This is a genomic window from Geminicoccus flavidas (genome assembly GCF_009806515.1).
In the GTDB taxonomy this organism is placed as follows: domain Bacteria; phylum Pseudomonadota; class Alphaproteobacteria; order Geminicoccales; family Geminicoccaceae; genus Geminicoccus; species Geminicoccus flavidus.
In genome coordinates this window covers 1-1,457 of record NZ_WUJP01000204.1, presented here as the reverse complement: position 1 = coordinate 1,457, position 1,457 = coordinate 1, and the positions used below count along the sequence as shown (strand labels likewise).

3 protein-coding genes are annotated in these 1,457 nt (G+C 67.5%); 2 read left to right on the top strand and 1 reads right to left on the bottom strand.

All coding sequences use genetic code 11. The features are described from left to right. Together EQG76_RS05530 and EQG76_RS05525 are read left to right on the top strand one after the other, a co-directional pair. Window positions 1-532: EamA family transporter (locus EQG76_RS05530; RefSeq protein ID WP_159711336.1), on the top strand; the 532-nt coding region annotated here is incomplete at its 5' end. A 77-nt stretch (window positions 533-609) separates the two neighbouring features. Further along, entirely contained in the window at window positions 610-780 is a 171-nt protein-coding gene (locus EQG76_RS05525; protein WP_159711334.1) for a hypothetical protein, read from the top strand. A 137-nt stretch (window positions 781-917) separates the two neighbouring features. On the opposite strand, the gene EQG76_RS05520 is transcribed toward EQG76_RS05525, so the two are convergent. Further along, window positions 918-1,457, bottom strand: a 540-nt coding sequence (locus tag EQG76_RS05520) for an SET domain-containing protein (protein WP_159711332.1), incomplete at its 5' end; no start/stop codon positions are given.

Sequence of the window (1,457 nt, the reverse complement as noted above, 5' to 3'; positions counted from 1 at the left end):
CGTGCCCGTCTGCCTCCTGGTGAACGGCCGGCAGAGCCTCACGGGCATGCTGCCACCCTGCATCTGGCTGCGTATCCTGTTCGCCGCCCTCGTCTATGCGTGCGCCTGGCTCGCCTACTACTCGGCAGCGCGCCGTCTGCAGCTGGTCGAGCTCGAGACGATTTATTTCGCCTCGCCCCTGATCGCGACCCTACTGGCGGTCCTGCTACTCGGCGAACGTGTGTCCAAGGAACACTGGCTGGCGCTGCTGATCGGCCTGGGTGGCGTGACTCTTGCCTGCGGTCCGACCGGGTCGGCGGATTCGGGGCCGGTTGCTCTGGCCTTGCTGGCCGCGGCATTATGGGCCTATACCGTGGTGCTGATCCGTCAGCTGGCGCTGTCCGTGCCGACCAGTGCGCAGATGCTGGTCAACAACGCGGTGTTCCTCGTGATGTGCGGCACGGTCATGCCCTGGTGGTGGCAATGGCCGACTCGACACGACCTGCTGCTGCTGGTCGGCAGCGGCGGGATGCTGGCGCAGTACCTTCTCTAAGAGAGCATCCGTCGGGCCCCTGCCTCCGTTACCTCGCCCCTCGAGTTCACCGGCCTGCTCTGTCGTTCTGGCTGGGCATGCTGGTGTTCGGCGACCTGCCCGGCCCCAGCGTGGTGCTCGGCATGATGCTCATCGTCGTGAGCGGCGGCCTGGTGATCCACAGCGAGCTGCGCGGGTGGCGGCAACCAGCGCCGCCGCGGGCGGCTGCCTCTGCGGGCCCGGAGCTGGAAGCCGCCGATCTCCGCTGACCTGCCGATCAATCAGCCGGGTGGCATCGTCAGAAGATCTTCGCGCTCAGCCGTGACATGGTAGTTCACGCCGAACACTCGCTTCCATCGCCCAGCGCCGACCACCCGGTCGGCTGGCCGGGGCACGTCCGCCAGCCTCAGCCCGCTAACTGCGCCAGCGGGCGCGCCTCGTCCAGGAGAAACGGCCCCACCACGTCATGCGCCAGATAGAAGGCACGCCGCTCGGGCGGCAGCTCGCGGAACGGGCCGACCTCGCGGCGGCAATGCGGCGAGCCGCAGGCGCACGCCATCCGCTCCCGCGGGTTGCCGATATAGGTGGAGTAGTCATAGGTGAGTTGGTCGCCCGTGGCGATGTCGCAGAGTGCGATCAGGCGGTAGCCGAGCGGGCTTAGACGGATCCCGCAGTTCGGTTCGCAGGAATGGTTGATCAGGTCGTCGATGCTGCCCCGTGGCAGCAGGTAGCGGTTGTGGCCGACCTGGAAGCAGTGGATGCTGAGATCGAGACCCAGCCGCCGCACCTGCGCCTCGTCGATCATCTGATCAAAATAGGCGGCATCCTCCTCGACCACGACCGCCCGCCCCGCCCGGACCGGGACCGCGGAGAAGATGCCGAGGCCGCAGCCGGGTACATCGGCGATGTAGATGTTCCGGCAGCGCACGAGGTTACGGCGTATGAC